The sequence below is a fragment of the Paraburkholderia tropica genome (assembly GCF_014171495.1).
GTDB lineage: Bacteria > Pseudomonadota > Gammaproteobacteria > Burkholderiales > Burkholderiaceae > Paraburkholderia > Paraburkholderia tropica.
In genome coordinates this window covers 371,251-386,060 of sequence record NZ_CP049136.1, presented here as the reverse complement: position 1 = coordinate 386,060, position 14,810 = coordinate 371,251, and the positions used below count along the sequence as shown (strand labels likewise).

The 14,810-nt window shown below is 61.6% G+C and carries 13 protein-coding genes; 12 read left to right on the top strand and 1 reads right to left on the bottom strand.

Annotation, left to right across the window (positions count from 1 at the left end; translation table 11 throughout):
• The first annotated feature begins 30 nt into the window (after positions 1 to 30).
• The 5 genes from G5S35_RS25285 (at position 31) to G5S35_RS25265 (ending at position 5,408) form a co-directional block, all read left to right on the top strand.
• Positions 31 to 1,608, top strand: a complete 1,578-nt coding sequence (locus tag G5S35_RS25285) for a sugar ABC transporter ATP-binding protein (protein WP_065060726.1) — start codon at positions 31 to 33, stop codon at positions 1,606 to 1,608.
• A 71-nt stretch (positions 1,609 to 1,679) separates the two neighbouring features.
• On the top strand, positions 1,680 to 2,684 hold the full coding sequence (locus tag G5S35_RS25280) for an ABC transporter permease (RefSeq protein ID WP_074982152.1): 1,005 nt from the start codon (positions 1,680 to 1,682) through the stop codon (positions 2,682 to 2,684).
• Positions 2,685 to 2,783: 99 nt separating this feature from the next.
• Positions 2,784 to 3,641, top strand: coding sequence for an SIS domain-containing protein (locus G5S35_RS25275; protein WP_080180813.1), 858 nt, complete (start codon positions 2,784 to 2,786; stop codon positions 3,639 to 3,641).
• A gap of 70 nt (positions 3,642 to 3,711) precedes the next feature.
• The gene (locus tag G5S35_RS25270; RefSeq protein ID WP_183040015.1) at positions 3,712 to 4,461 is read left to right on the top strand and encodes an electron transfer flavoprotein subunit beta/FixA family protein; all 750 of its coding nucleotides are present in this window, start codon (positions 3,712 to 3,714) and stop codon (positions 4,459 to 4,461) included.
• 14 nt (positions 4,462 to 4,475) lie between these two features.
• The gene (locus G5S35_RS25265; protein ID WP_183039864.1) at positions 4,476 to 5,408 is read left to right on the top strand and encodes an electron transfer flavoprotein subunit alpha/FixB family protein; all 933 of its coding nucleotides are present in this window, start codon (positions 4,476 to 4,478) and stop codon (positions 5,406 to 5,408) included.
• Between the two features lie 64 nt (positions 5,409 to 5,472).
• Here G5S35_RS25265 and G5S35_RS25260 read toward each other — a convergent pair whose 3' ends face one another.
• Positions 5,473 to 6,264 (bottom strand): SDR family NAD(P)-dependent oxidoreductase, encoded by a 792-nt coding sequence (locus tag G5S35_RS25260; protein ID WP_074985542.1) that lies wholly within the window; start codon positions 6,262 to 6,264, stop codon positions 5,473 to 5,475.
• A 310-nt stretch (positions 6,265 to 6,574) separates the two neighbouring features.
• On the opposite strand from G5S35_RS25260, the gene G5S35_RS25255 reads away from it, so the two are divergent.
• The 7 genes from G5S35_RS25255 to G5S35_RS25225 all read left to right on the top strand — a co-directional run bounded on the left by G5S35_RS25255 (position 6,575) and on the right by G5S35_RS25225 (position 14,444).
• A complete protein-coding gene (locus G5S35_RS25255) occupies positions 6,575 to 7,537 on the top strand; it encodes a sugar ABC transporter substrate-binding protein (protein ID WP_065059828.1) in 963 nt (320 codons plus the stop codon).
• A gap of 55 nt (positions 7,538 to 7,592) precedes the next feature.
• Positions 7,593 to 8,396, top strand: a complete 804-nt coding sequence (locus tag G5S35_RS25250; protein ID WP_183039863.1) for an aldo/keto reductase — start codon at positions 7,593 to 7,595, stop codon at positions 8,394 to 8,396.
• A 232-nt stretch (positions 8,397 to 8,628) separates the two neighbouring features.
• On the top strand, positions 8,629 to 9,681 hold the full coding sequence (locus G5S35_RS25245; RefSeq protein ID WP_176081019.1) for a sugar ABC transporter substrate-binding protein: 1,053 nt from the start codon (positions 8,629 to 8,631) through the stop codon (positions 9,679 to 9,681).
• Between the two features lie 90 nt (positions 9,682 to 9,771).
• Positions 9,772 to 10,803, top strand: a complete 1,032-nt coding sequence (locus G5S35_RS25240) for an ABC transporter permease (protein WP_183039862.1) — start codon at positions 9,772 to 9,774, stop codon at positions 10,801 to 10,803.
• Between the two features lie 9 nt (positions 10,804 to 10,812).
• Entirely contained in the window at positions 10,813 to 12,351 is a 1,539-nt protein-coding gene (locus G5S35_RS25235; protein WP_183039861.1) for a sugar ABC transporter ATP-binding protein, read from the top strand.
• 27 nt (positions 12,352 to 12,378) lie between these two features.
• Positions 12,379 to 13,374, top strand: a complete 996-nt coding sequence (locus G5S35_RS25230) for an ABC transporter permease (protein WP_074985536.1) — start codon at positions 12,379 to 12,381, stop codon at positions 13,372 to 13,374.
• Between the two features lie 41 nt (positions 13,375 to 13,415).
• On the top strand, positions 13,416 to 14,444 hold the full coding sequence (locus G5S35_RS25225; RefSeq protein ID WP_074985535.1) for an aldo/keto reductase: 1,029 nt from the start codon (positions 13,416 to 13,418) through the stop codon (positions 14,442 to 14,444).
• The last annotated feature ends 366 nt before the right edge of the window (positions 14,445 to 14,810 follow it).

Genomic DNA, 14,810 nt, shown 5'->3' with positions numbered 1-14,810 from the left:
CCGGGCGCGCGCCTGAGTGGAGACAGTTCAATGATTCCGTTCATCGCACTAACGGGCATCGACAAGCGGTTCGGCGGCATTCACGCAATCGAGAACATCGATTTCGATGTCCGCAGCGGTGAAGTCCATGCGCTCGTCGGCGAAAACGGCGCGGGCAAATCGACGCTCATGCGCGTGATCGGCGGCGGCCATCAGCCCGACGCCGGCAGCATCAGCGTGCAGGGCCGGGCGATGGTGCTGCGCAATCCCCACGCGGCGCTCGCCGAAGGCATCGCCGTGATTCATCAGGAGACGGCGCTCGCGCCCGATCTGTCCGTGGCCGAGAACGTGTTTCTCGGCGCCTTGCCCGCCGTGATCGACTGGCGCACGCTGCGCGCGAAGGCGCGCGCGCTGATCGAAAGCCTCGGCTTCGAGATCGATCCGGCGGCGCTGGTCGGCACGCTCTCGGCGGCGCAATGCCAGGTGATCGAGATCGCCAAGGCGCTGTCCGGCGAACTCAAGCTGCTCGTGCTCGACGAACCGACCGCCGCGCTCGCGCCGTCGGACGCGGACCGTCTGCTCGACATCGTGCGCTCGCTGCGTGCGCGCGGCGTGGGCATCGTCTATATCTCGCACCGGCTCGAAGAAGTGTTCGCGATTGCCGACCGCATCACCGTGCTGAAAGACGGCCGTCGCGTCGATACCGTGACGCCCGCCGATATTTCGCGCGACGAACTGATCCGCAAGATGGTCGGGCGCCCGCTTTCGGTGCTGTTTCCCGAGCGCAAGGCGCAGACCGGCGCGGTCGTGCTGAAGGTGGACGGCCTGTCGCGCGGCGAGGCCGTGCGCGACGTGTCGTTCAGTTTGCGCGCGGGCGAAGTGGTCGGACTCGGCGGGCTGATCGGCTCGGGCCGCACCGAAGTCGCGCGCCTGATTTTCGGCGCGGATCGCGCGGACGCGGGCACGATCGAACTGAAAGGCAAACGCCTGAACGTACGCACGCCGATGGCGGCCGTGCGCGCCGGTATCGGCCTCGTGCCCGAGGATCGCAAGGGCCAGGGCGCGGTGCTGTCGATGCCGATCCGCATCAACGCGACGCTGGCTTCGCTCAAGTCGGTCAGCGCGCCAGGCGGCTTTCTCGCGTTCGGCCGCGAACGCGGCTACGTGGCGCACCTGATGGACGCGCTGCGCATCAAGGCGCGTTCGATGGACGCCGACGTGTCGACGCTGTCGGGCGGCAATCAGCAGAAAGTCGTGCTCGCGAAATGGTTTCATGCGGACGGCGATCTCATCATTCTCGACGAACCCACGCGCGGCGTGGACGTGGGCGCGAAGGTCGAAATCTACACGCTCATCAACCAGCTCGCGGAGCGCGGCAAGGCGGTGCTTGTGATCTCGTCCGAGCATCAGGAATTGATGGGTCTGTGCGACCGCATCATGGTGATGGGCGAGGGGCGGATTCGCGGCGAATTGCAACCGGACGACTACAGCGAGGAAGCGATTCTCGCGCTGTCGCTGCGGCGCGATCCCGGCGAAACGCATGGCGATCCGCACGGTGAACTGCCGGGTGATCCGCACGCGAGCCAGCAGGCCGGCGCGCGCGACGGCGCCACGCTCATGCACGGTTGACGCCGCCCACGCGCGTCGAAACAGACAGTCATATCAGATTGCATAGATTGGACAGATTGGAGACACCCATCATGAATCCCAGCGCCACCACTCCGAACACGCGTCAGCGCCAGGCCAGCAACTGGCAGCATCTCTGGCAAACGGCGCGCCGCTTCAACACGGTCGCGATTCTCCTCGTACTGGTTGTGGCCGCATCGTTTATTTCCGACGACTTCTTTTCCGCGCCGAATCTGTCGAACATCACGCGCCAGGTCGCGGGCGTGGGCATCATGTCGGTCGGCATGCTGCTCGTGGTGCTCACGGGCGGCATCGACCTGTCGGTCGGCTCGGTGGCGGCGCTTGGCAGCGTGCTGTCGGCGATGCTGATTCCCGAGCATGGCCTCGGGTTCGCGCTGGCGGCGGCGCTCGTGACGGGCGGCCTGTGCGGGCTCGTCTCGGGCGTGCTGGTGGCATTCTGCCGCCTCACGCCGTTCGTGGTGACGCTCGCGATGATGACCGTGGCGCGCGGCATCGCCATGATCGTCTCGAACGGCTCGCCCATTCTCGTCGACGACGCCGGCCAGGCGCTGCTCGACTTCGGCCGCCACAGCTATCTCGGCATTCCCGGCCCGACGCTGGTGATGCTGATCGTGTTCGTGGCGGGCGGCGTCGCGCTCGGCCGCATGCGCGCGGGCCGCGTGGTGCGCGCGATCGGCTCGAACGAGGAAGCGGTGCGGCTCTCCGGCGTGCCGGTCGCGCGCCATATTCTGGGCACCTACGTCTGCTCGGGCGCGCTGGCCTCGCTGGCGGGCATCATCTCGACGGCGCGCGCCAGCGTGGGCGCGCCGACCGTGGGCGTGGGCGACGAGCTGACCGTGATCGCCGCCGTGGTGATCGGCGGGGCGAGCCTCGCGGGCGGCAAGGGCGGCGTGCTCAACACGCTGATGGGCGTGCTGATTCTGGGCGTGATCGGCAACATCATGAATCTCGCGAGCGTGCCGGGCTATCACCAGCAGGTCGTGATGGGCGCGATCATCGTCGCGGCGGTGCTGATGCAGCAGGGCGCGGGCTTCTGGCGGCGCTGGATCTTCCGCTAAACTCCTCTTCTGGCGCGCCGCGAACCGAACCGCGATGCACGGCGCGCCGGATTGCAGGACCCTGGCTCCGCGCCCGTACGTCAAGGAAGGAAATCTCGCGTGCCCGATTACAACATCCTCGAAGTGATTGACCGCGCCCGGCCGAATTTGCGGCGCGGCAGCCGGCAGGTCGCCGATTACATTCTGGAAAACGTTCACTCCATCGCGGAGCTGAGCCTGTCCGAACTCGCGCGCCTCGCGCAGGTGAGCGAGCCGACGGTGCTGCGTTTTTGCACGACGATCGGCTGCAACGGCTTCAAGGACTTCAAGATCCGCGCGGTGCAGAGCCTCGCGCTCGGCGCGCCCGCCACGCATTCGGTGCTGTCCGGCGCGGATACGCCCGAAACCGTGGCCACGAAGATTTTCGATTACACGATCACGAGCCTCGACTGGGCGCGCAAGAAGCTCGACTTCGAGGCGATCGGGCGCGCGGTCGATCTGCTGGCGGCGGCTTCTCGCATCGAATTTTTCGGTTTTGGCGCATCGGGCATCGTGGCGCTGGACGCGCAGCAGAAGTTTCCGCTGTTCGGCGTGCCGTGCGTGGCGCATCAGGATTCGCATCAGCAGTTCATTGCCGCTTCGATGCTGAAACCGGGCGACGCCGTGGTGGCGATTTCCAACACGGGCGCGACGCGCTCGCTCATCGAAGTCGCGCGCACGGCGAAAGAGCGCGGCGCGCATGTGGTGGTGATCACCGGTTCGCACGGGCCGTTGACGCGCTATTGCGATGTGGCCGTGGTGGCGGAGACGCTTGAAAACACCGACGTCTACACGCCGACTACGTCGCGGCTGGCGGCGCTGGTGATCGTGGATATTCTGTCCACCAGCGTCGCGCTGAAAAAGGGCGAGGCTCACGCGCGCGACGTGCAGGACATGAAACGCCATCTCGCCGATATGCGGACCTCCGGCGTGATCTGATTTTCCGTGGCTGGCGATGGCTCTTTTTTTGAGCGATCGTCCGATCTTATTGATTAGCTATCCGTACGATATGAAGATTATTGTCGCTGTGAAACGCGTGGTCGATTACAACGTGAAGGTTCGTGTGAAGTCGGACGGCACGGGCGTGGATGTGGCGAACGTCAAGATGTCGATGAATCCGTTCGATGAAATCGCGGTCGAGGAAGCGGTGCGCTTGAAAGAAGCGGGCATCGCGACGGAAGTGATTGCGGTTTCTGCTGGCGTTTCGCAGGCGCAGGAAACGCTGCGCACGGCACTGGCGATTGGCGCGGATCGCGCGGTGCTGATCGAATCGAATGAGGAATTGCAACCGTTGGCTGTTGCGAAGCTTTTGAAAGCGCTCGTCGATAAAGAGCAGCCTTCGCTGGTAATTCTCGGCAAACAAGCCATCGACGACGATTCGAATCAGACCGGTCAGATGCTTGCCGCTTTGGCGGATCTGCCGCAAGCGACGTTTGCTTCGAAAATCACGGTTGCGGATGGCAAGGCGACGGTGGCGCGTGAAGTCGATGGCGGCGCGGAAACCTTGGCTTTGATATTGCCCGCTGTCGTGACGACGGATTTGCGTTTGAACGAGCCGCGCTACGTCACGCTTCCCAACATCATGAAGGCGAAGAAGAAGCCGCTCGAAACGATCACGCCGGAAGATCTCGGCGTGGATGTCGCTCCGCGTTTGAAGACGCTGAAAGTTTCGGAACCGCCCAAGCGCAGCGCAGGCGTGAAAGTGCCTGACGTGAAAACGCTGGTCGAAAAGCTGAAGACCGAAGCCAAGGTGCTGTGAGGAGCGAATTGAAAATGACGAACCTGGTAATTGCAGAACACGACAATCAGTCGATTAAAGCCGCAACGCTGAACACGATTGCAGCGGCGCAGAAAATCGGCGGCGATGTGCATGTGCTGATTGCTGGCCACAACGCGAAAGCGGCTGCGGATGCAGCGGCGAAAATCGTCGGCGTTTCTAAGGTGCTCCTCGCCGATGCGCCGCAACTCGAACACAGTCTCGCGGAAAACGTTGAAGCGACGGTGCTTTCCTTAGCGAAGAACTACTCGCATATTCTCGCGCCTGCTACGGCAAGCGGTAAAAACGTTACGCCGCGTATTGCCGCCAAGCTCGACGTTGCGCAGATCAGCGATATCACTGCTGTCGTTAGTGCCGATACGTTCGAGCGTCCGATTTACGCTGGCAATGCGATTGCGACGGTGCAATCGCAAGACGCGATCAAGGTCATCACCGTTCGCACCACGGCGTTCGACGCGGTCGCTGCGGAAGGCGGCAACGCATCGGTAGAAAAAATCGAAGCGGCAGCGGATAACGGCAAAGCGCAATTCGTCAATCGCGAAGTCACGAAACTCGATCGCCCCGAACTCACCAGCGCAAAGATTATCGTGTCAGGCGGACGCGGTCTGGGCAGCGGCGAAAACTACACCAAAGTGCTTGAGCCGCTCGCGGACAAACTCAACGCAGCACTCGGCGCATCGCGCGCGGCGGTGGACGCAGGCTACGTGCCGAACGATTATCAGGTCGGTCAAACCGGCAAGATCGTCGCGCCGCAGCTTTACGTCGCCATCGGTATTTCAGGCGCGATTCAACATCTCGCGGGCATGAAAGATTCGAAGGTGATCGTCGCGATCAACAAGGACGAGGAAGCGCCGATTTTCACCGTAGCCGACTACGGTCTCGTCGGCGATCTGTTCAGCGTGGTGCCGGAACTCGTTGCGTTGACCTGAGCGCCATCACGCGTAATCTTCAGCGGCCCTGCTTCTCGACAGCAGGGCCGCACCGCTTGCGCACCTACACGGTTCGCAACATTCCCCCGTCCACGAAATACGTGGACCCCACGCTGTAACTCGCGCGCTCCGAGCACAGAAACACGACGAAATCGGCCAGTTCCTCGGGCGAAGCAAAGCGCTGAATGGGCGCGTGCTCGTTCGCGACCTGCTGCAGATAGCCTTCCCAGTCGCCGCCCGTTTCGCTGCTCAGTTGTTTGGCCGTCTTGATCCAGTCCGGCGTGAGCACGAGCCCCGGATTGATGGTATTGACGCGAATATTGTCGCTCACCACTTCATTCGCGAGCGTCTTCGAAAACATCATCAGCGCGGCTTTCGTGACGTTGTAAATGGGCTCGTAGCCCAAAGGCTGCGTGGCGCAGATCGAAGCGTTGTGCAGGATCGCGCCGCCGCCGCGCTGCTTCATCAGCGGCACAAGCCCGCGCGCGAGGCGCACGGCGGCCATCACGTGCAGTTCCCAGTACGCTTGCCATTTGTCGTCGGGAGCGGTCATGATCGTTTCGTTGCTGCCCGTGCCCGCGTTGTTGAACAGAATGTCCGCACCGCCGAAGGCGTCAGTCGTGGCGTCGACGAGTTGCGTCACGCCTTCGACCGTTGCGATATCGCACGCAACCGGTACGGCCTGAATGCCGTGCCGTTCGGCGAGCGATTGCGCCGCGGTTTCCAGACGTTCGCGCTGACGCGCGGCGAGCACGAGATGTGTCCCCTCGGCCGCGAAACGGTCCGCGACCGCAAGACCAATGCCGACACTCGCGCCGGTAATGACCGCGACCTTTCCACGCAGTTTCAAATCCATCGCTCGCTCCTGAATGCTGTGAATGGGTGTGATTGGCGTGCTTCGCCATGCCCGCATTTTGCTATCGCTCTATGCAGAACAGCGCACTATTGCGACGCTTATTAAACATTATCATTTGTAATGATGTTTGAGTTCAGTAGCGTGTGATTTCACGTATACACCTATGTAACGATAGCAATACTATCGTTATTCTGCGCTTGCACAGTCGTCGAAAATTCGCGCCAGCGTGCGTGCGGAAGGCAGTAAGTGTTGTCGTGACGATGTGAATCGCAATCCAGCCAAGCAAAACAAATAAACAGGAAAGTGCGTCATGAGACTACGAAATGTGTTGATGGCCGCGCTCGTTTGCGCAGTGTGCGCCGGTCATGCTTTTGCTGCCGACAAACTCAAGGTCGGCATTTCCATGAAGGTGTTGAACGCGCCGTATTTCTCGGCGGCCATGCAAGCCGCGAAAGCGCGTGTGGTGGAACTCGGCGGCGAGCCGATCGTTACCGATGCGCAGGGCACGATGCAGAAGCAGATCGCCGATGTCGAAGACCTCGTGACGCGCGGCGTGAAAGTGCTGATCATCGATCCGGCCGATCCCGAAGGGCTGGTGAGCGCCGTGAACGCAGCGACGGCAGCAGGTGTGAAAGTGATCGTGATGGATGCCGATCTCGATCCGAAGGCGAATTACCTCACGCTCGTGCAATCGTCGAATCGGCAAAACGGTGCGCTGGTCGGCCGCTGGGTTGTCGATACGTTCGGCGACAAGCCGCTGAAGATCGCGCTCGTGTCGGGCGACAAGGGCAATCCGGTGGGCAAGGCGCGCCGCGATGGCGTACTCGAAGGCATCGTCGAAGCGCAGCTCGAAAAGCTCGGCAAGGCGAATCTGCAGATCGTGGGGCAAGGCTGGGGCAACTGGACCGACGAAGGCGGCCTGAAGGCGATGGAAGATCTGCTGGTCGCGAACAAGGACATCAATCTCGTGCTCGGCGAAAACGACAGCATGGTGCTGGGCGCGCGTCGTGCGATCGAGAGCGCGAATCGTCAGGGCATCACGCTCGTGGCGGCCGCCGATGGTCAGAAGGAAGCGCTCGCGCTCATCAAGCAGGGCAAGTATGGCGCGACCGCGCTCAACGATCCGGCGCTGATCGCGCGCACGGCCGTCGACCTCGGATTCAAGGCCGCGAATGGCCAGGCGCGTGATCTGCCGAAGATGACTTATACGCCGCCTGCGGTGATCGATCGCGGCAATATCGACAAGTTCTATAACCCGAAGGCCGTGTTTTAAAGCGGTGCTTCGATTCAACTGCAACGCAGTTTCCATCGAACTGGAGTCAAGCTTGATGTCAGTTATTCCCGCGCTGGGTCTCGGCACATTCCGCGTCGCCCCGGACATCACCACGCAATCGGTGCGCACCGCGCTCGAACTGGGCTATCGCCATATCGACACGGCGGTCCACTACGAGAATGAAGCGGCGGTGGGCGCCGGCATTCGCGAGAGCGGTGTGAATCGCGACGAGATTTGCGTGACGACCAAGGTGTGGTTCGACAGCCTGCGCCATCGCGCGGTACTCGACAGCCTGGAAGCGAGCCGGGAGCGGCTCGGTGTCGGTGTGATCGATGTGGCGCTGGTGCATTGGCCGTCGGTCGACGGCGTGCCGGTCGCTGAGACGATCGGTGCGATGCGCGAAGCCGTGGGCGCAGGTTTGATCCGCCATTACGGCGTGTCGAATTTCACCGAGCCGCTGCTCGACGAAGCCGTTGGGGTGCCAGGCGGCGATGCAATCGTGACGAATCAGATCGAGGTGAATCCGTTCTTCGCGAATCGCGCTGACGTGGACGCGACGCATCGGCACGGCATCAAGGTGACGGCATATATGCCGCTGGGTGAGGGCCGCGTGCAGCGCGATCCTGTGATCGCCGCGATTGCCGAACGTCATGGCGTGGATGCGCCGCAAATCGCCTGTGCGTGGCTGCTCGCGCGCGGCATGCTGGTGATTACCGCGTCGCGCAGCGTCGAGCATCAGCGTGCGAATCTGCGTGCGCTGGACGTGCGTTTGAGCGATGACGAACTCGCCAGCATCGACGCGCTCGATTGCGGCGCGCGCAACGCGAATCCGCCGTTTGCGCCGTGGAATCGTGCATGAGTTGCGTATGAGTCGCACACATCGCCATGCGCGCCAAAAAATTTTCTTTTTTTAACTGGCATCTTAGATACGCGAAAAGCATGGCGTGAAGCAAGCCGAACCGGATAGAGACGGTTCGGTTGTCGAATCAAGAGTGAGATTCATGCAGAACACAATGTTAGGTATCCGTATCAGTTGAAGCGGGCCAGGAATAATGAGGCATCCGCTTCTCAATCCAGAGAGGAGACAGCAATTGAACAGCACGACTCGTCTGCTTGCCGCGTCGCTGGTGGCGTCGGCCATTGGCGTTGGCATTTCGTCGCCGGTATGGGCGGCTTCCGACAAGACCACGCTCGTTGTCATGATTCGCGGGCTCGACAATCCGTATCACGCCGACTATGCGGCGGGCGCGAAGGCGCTCGGCAAGAAGCTGGGTTTGCCCGTCGATGTGCTGAGCAGCGAGGGCAACAGCCAGAAGCAGTTTTCCGATCTGAAGGCGGAGATTGCGAAGACCGGCGGCAACATGGTTGTCAACGTCGATCCGAACGAGGCGCCCGACGTGGTGCCGATCGCGAAGATGCTGGAAAGTGCGGGCGTTTACTGGGTGAGCTGGTGGAACAAACCGGACGACATCAAGGTGCAGGACTATCCGCACTGGGTCGCGCATATCAGTTTCGACGCTGTGGGGCAGGGTTATTTCAATGCGAAGACCCTGTTCAAAAACATGCCGACGCCGAACAAAGGTTCGATCATCGCGATTCAGGGCATGTTGTCGAATAACGCGGCCATTGGGCGCTTCCAGGGCCTGCAAAAGGCGCTCAAAGAAACGCCTGGCGTGAAGCTCGTGCAGTGGGAAGCCGCCGATTGGGACACCAACAAGGCCTACGAAATCACCAAGCAATTGCTGGCGGCGCATCCCGATACCGCGGGCGTGTGGTCCGCCAACGACAACATGGCGCTCGGCGCGGTGGCCGCGCTCAAGGAGGCGGGCCTCGCAGGCAAGGTCAAGGTGAGCGGCACGGACGGCGTGCCCGACGCGTTCGATGCGATCAAGGACGGCACGATGTCCTCGACCGAATACGACGACGCGCGTTATCAGGCGCAACTCGGCTTGTCGATGGCGCTTGCGGCCAAACAGGGCGCGCTCGACGTGAAGGCCACGCCCGCCAAATACCGCGCGTTTCTGATTCCGGGTATCGAAGTCGATCGCTCGAACGTGGAGAAAGTCGTGAGAGACACGGTCAGCAAGATGCCGGATTACGACCTGAAGAACTTCTACGCACGCTGGGTCGCGCCGATCAAATAACACCGCGTAGCAGGTATTCAAGCAAGCTTCGGCGCGGGCGTGCGAAACCGGCGCGCTCGCGGCCGGAACCATCAGGAGGGACGGCAGTTCATGGAACCTGTGGAAAGCATGGGCGACGCGAATTTCTCGCGCCAGCCCGCACACACTGCGTGGATGCAGGGCGCGCGCCGCTGGCTGCGTCGCAGTGGCGTCGGCGCGCAACTGCTCTCGATCGCGCTGATCGTGGCCGTGTTCGCCATCGGCACGCGCGGCGCGAGTCTCTCGTGGGACAACGTGCAGGTCGTGCTGAGTCTCGCGGCGATTCCCGCGATTCTCGCCGTGGGTTTGCATCTGACCATCGTGATTGGCGGGATTGATCTTTCGCTGCAAGGCACGGTTGCGTTGTGCGCCGTTTTCGTCGGCGTGCTCAGCAAGAATCGCTACAACGATCACGATGTCGGGCTCTGGATTCTGCCGATCTGTCTCGCCATCGGCGGCGCGGCGGGCATGCTGACCGGCGTGCTGCATACGAAACTCAGAATTCCTTCGTTCATTACGACATTGGGCGTGAGCTGGGTGCTCTATGGCGTAGCCGTCTACGTGAACAAGGCGATGCTGATTACGCTGCTCGATAACCGCATTCAAAACTTTATCAACGACAAGCCGCTCGGCGTTGCGAATATCGTGCTGGTGGCGCTGGCAATTGTGATCGCCGTGCAGTTTTTCGAGGATCGCACGCGCACCGGGCGCTATCTCTACGCCATCGGCGGCGACGAAGCGCTCGCGCGTCAGGCGGGCGTGAACGTGCCGCGTATGAAAGTGGTCGCGTTCGCGATCGCCGGGTGTCTCTACGGCCTGGGCGCGCTGCTGCTCGTGAGCCGGATGGGCAGCGCGACCGCGCGCACGGGTCTCAATCTGCTGTTTCCGGTGATCACGGCGGTGGCGGTGGGCGGCGTGTCGCTCACGGGCGGCCTCGGCGGTGCGAAGAATGCGCTGCTCGGCACGCTCGTGCTCGCCGTGCTCAACAACGGCATGGTGCTGATGGCCGTGAATCCGTATGCGCAAACGGCCGTCAACGGCATCGTGTTGATCGTTGCCGTGGCGCTCACGCTCGACCGCCGCAAGCTCGGCTTCATTAAATAAGGCCGCACTATGGAAACGCTTATCGAACAGGATACCGGCGTGGTGCTCTCGCTCGAAGGTATCACGCGCCGATTTCCCGGCGTGATTGCGCTCGACGATGTTGCGCTGACCGTGCGCAAGAACGAGATTCTGGGCCTGGTCGGCGAAAACGGCGCGGGCAAGTCGGTGCTCACGAAGATCATGACCGGCATTTATCAGCCTGACGAAGGCCGCTTGATGCTGGACGGCAAAAAGGTCGTCATGAAGGGCACCGCGGATGCGATTCGAAAAGGCATTGGCGTGGTGTTTCAGGAGGGCTCGCTGATTCCGAATCTCTCGGTCACGGAGAATCTGTTTCTGTGCCACGAAGCGCGCTTTCGCCGCTTTGGTGTGCTGTCGCGGCGCGAGATGGCCGCCGAGGCGCGGCGCGTGCTGGAACCGATGAACCTCGATGTCGACGTGGATCTGCCGGTTGCATCGATCTCGCCCGCCGCGCGGCAGATGGTGGAAATCGCGCGCATGGTCTGGCTCTGCGAGCAATATGGCGCCTCGAATCCGATTGTGATTCTCGACGAACCGACCACCGTGCTCAACGACGGCGAGCGCGACACGCTATTCGAAATTCTCAATCGCCTGAAAAGCCGCGCGTCGATGATACTCATCTCGCACCGGCTTCAGGAAGTGCTGGAAAACTGCGATCGCATTGTCGTGCTCAAGGACGGCCGCAACGTGACCGAGATGCCCACGTCCGGCCTCGATATCGCCGATGTCGAAAAGCTGCTCGTGGGTCACGATTTCGCCGGCGACCGCTTTCGCGAAAGCGAGCAGCGCGCGCCGGGCGAGAAGGTGACGTTCCGCGTCGATCAACTCGCGAAACAGGGGGCGTTCGCGCCGCTGAGTTTCGAGGTGCGCGAAGGCGAGATCGTCAGTCTCGTCGGTCTGGTCGGTTCGGGGAAAGAGGCGCTGTGCCGCTGTATTGCCGGATTGGAGCGCTACGACGCGGGCACGCTCGCGATCGAAGGCAAGACGCCTGTGAACGGTTCGTCGCGCTCGGCCGTGCTGCATGGCGTGGGACACGTGCCCATCGAACGGCGAGAGGAAGGGCTCGCGCTGAATATGAGCGTGGCCGACAACATCAACTATCTCGTGCTCGACAAGCTCAAGGTCGGCGGCATGATCAGCACGCGCAGAGAGCACGAGCACGCGAAGCAATGGGTCGCGGAATGCCTCGTCAAGACGCCTTCGATTCATGCAGCCTGTGCGGGATTGAGCTGCGGCAATCAGCAGAAAATCATTCTGTCGAAATGGCTGAGTTCGGATGTGCGTCTGCTGATTCTCGATCACCCGACGCGTGGTATCGACATCAAAGCCAAAGACGAGGTTTATCGGCTCATTCGCAAGTTCGCGAATGCGGGCATTGCCATGATCATCATGTGCGACACGCTGGAGGAGGATATCGGGCTGGCCAACCGTCTGCTGATCATGCGCGAGCGGCGTTTGATCGGCGAGCTGGAGGCGTCGGCGCATGCCAAGCCGACGCCGCAGGATCTGATCAAACTGATCGTCTGAACGAAGCTCTCGACAAGGAACCGCAAATTGGACGCACCTTCTTTTGACGGCGCCCGGCGCGCCGCTTCGCGTACCGGCATCAAGCATTTGACGAGCCGGTTGAAGCCGATCCATCTGACGCTCGCGTTGATCGTGGTCGTGGGCGCATTCATGGCAATCGGCAACGACCAGTTTCTCTCGCTGTACAACATCAATACGATTCTGGATTTTGGCGCCATTCTGCTGATTGCCGCGCTCGGGCAAATGTTCGTGATTCTGATTGGCGGAATCGATCTCTCGGTGGGCGGGACGATTTCGCTGGTTTCGGTGGTGTTTATTACGCTCGTGCATCGCATCGGTTATTGGGCGTATCCGTGCTGTCTCGCGCTCGGTCTGGCGCTCGGGTATATCAACGGCGTGATTCTCACGCGCGTGAAAATTCCGTCGTTCATCGCCACGCTCGGCACGGGCGGCATCATCACGAGTCTCGCTTATCTGGTGTCGCCACGGCCTGTTAGCGCCGCGCCCGGTGATTATTCGATGCTCGATATTGTCAACGGCAACGTGTTTTCGATCAGCAACGTGTTCATCATCGGCGCGCTGGTTTTTTGCGCCGTTGCTGTGTTTCTGCGCTTCACGCGCACGGGCCGCAATATCTATTTCGTCGGCAGCAATATCCGCATGGCGTGGATGTCCGGCACCGATATCGCACAGTCGCGTAACGTGCCGTTCATGATTTCCGGCGTGTGCGCGGCGCTCGTCGGCATCATTATTTCCTCGGTGCGATTCGGTGGCGATCCGGTCGTGGGCACCTCGTACGTACTCAACTCGATCGCGGCCGTGGTGGTGGGCGGCACGGCGCTCACGGGCGGCGCGGGCGGCGTGCTCAACGTGCTGTTCGGCACGCTGTTTCTCAGCATGCTCGACAACGGCATGAACGTGATTGGCGTCGACCAGTATTTTCAGCAGGCGATTTACGGCGCCATGATTATTTTCGGCGTGGCGGTCACGTTCGACCGCAAGAAAACGCCGATCATCAAATGACGTTTGCCTTTCCTTCAGCGAGACACACCCCTATGAATGCAATGGCAACGAGAACCGTGTCGGCCAATGGGCTGGCCGTGACCACCCTGGGCCTCGGCGGCACCGGGCTGGGCAATATGTATCGCGCGACCGATCCCGAAGTGGCGACCGCGACCGTTCATGCCGCTTTCGCACGCGGCATGCGTTATTTCGACACCGCGCCGGTCTACGGTTACGGTCTCGCCGAAACGCGTCTAGGCGAAGCGATTAAAACGCTGCCGCGCAACGAGATCGTGATTTCGTCGAAAGTCGGTTATAGCCTCGTGCCGATTTCCGAGCGCGAGAAGTCGCCCGCTTTATGGGCGGACGCACCGGCACTCAGGCCGGAATTCGATTATTCGCGCGACGCGGTGCTGCGCTCGATCGAGCAGAGTTTGCAGCGGCTGGGTGTGGATCGCATCGATATGATCGCGATTCACGATCCCGACGAATCGATCGTATTCGGTCCCGGTGAAGATCCTTATGCGCGCAGTCATTTTCGCGAGGCCATGGACGGCGCGTATGTCGTGCTCGACGAATTGCGCTCGCAAGGTGTGATTGGCGCGGTGGGCGTCGGCATCAATCAATGGCAGATGCTTTCGGATTTCGTGGTGGCGGGGCACTTCGATTATTTTCTGCTCGCCGGGCGCTATACGCTGCTCGAGCAGGAGCCGTTGCGCACGCTGCTGCCGCTGTGCGAGCAGCGCAATACGAAGCTCATCATTGGCGGACCGTATAACTCAGGCATTCTCGCATCGGGGCCGGTGCAGAGCGCCACGTTCAATACGCGGCCCGCGCCGCCGTTCGTGATCGATCGCGTGCGCCGGCTCCAGCAGGTGTGTCAGCGTCATGGCGTGCCGCTGGCCGCGGCGGCGCTGCAATTCCCGCTCGGCCATCCGCTCGTGTCGAGCGTGATTCCCGGCGCGCGCAGCGTGGCCGAACTCGAAGAAAACGTGGCGTTCATGCAGCATCCGATTCCCGTCGCGTTGTGGGCCGATCTCAAGGAAGCAGGGCTGATGGAGGCGAAAGCGCCGGTGCCCGCGAGTACGTAGCCGTGGCGTGACGCACGTCTTCATTGCACATTGAATGATTCTGTCGTCAGCGCCGTTTTGCACCGCAATGGGCACGGCGCTGTTGTAAACCTGAATGCGTCGATCGGCGTAATCGTCGGTTCGCATGCTCTGAAAGTGACGCACGCGAAAGTGTTCAATCGGGCGAACGATCGTTTCTCCCGCGTTTCCTTCCATCCCCCATTTCCCCGCAACGCCGTCTAAACCGCCGCTGCCGCCTCTTTAACACCGCCGCAACAGCTTTTTAAAACCGCTTGTCGGCGAATTATGGTTGGTATACCGTATTACGATTTTTGACCGTGCCGATGAGCCGACGCTCGCGGCCGGGTTTCGATTCCCCACCTGAAC